The organism is Roseibium sp. SCP14 (genome assembly GCF_040329475.1).
Classification (GTDB): Bacteria; Pseudomonadota; Alphaproteobacteria; order Rhizobiales; family Stappiaceae; genus Roseibium.
Genome location: NZ_JBDZYH010000061.1, coordinates 1 through 223, shown reverse-complemented (window position 1 = coordinate 223; position 223 = coordinate 1). Strand labels below are relative to the sequence as shown.

Sequence of the window (223 nt, the reverse complement as noted above, 5' to 3'; positions counted from 1 at the left end):
TGTCGTCGGCATCGTCGGCGCCCCAGAGAACGTTCAACGATCCGGTCTCGCTCGAAGACACAAACGTCTCGGAACCGGCCGAACCCGTCGCATCTTCCGTCAGGCTGACCGCTTCCGTTGTACCGACAGACGGACTCCCGGCGTCATCATTGATCGTCACCGTGAAGGTCGACGTTGCCGTATCGCCGTCGCTGTCGGTCGCCGTGAAGCCGAACGTCAGGTC

The 223-nt window shown here is 62.3% G+C and carries 1 protein-coding gene; it reads right to left on the bottom strand.

Annotated features, from left to right (window positions below; genetic code table 11):
* Window positions 1-223, bottom strand: a 223-nt coding sequence (locus ABLQ08_RS32620) for a hypothetical protein (protein WP_352950939.1), incomplete at both ends; no start/stop codon positions are given.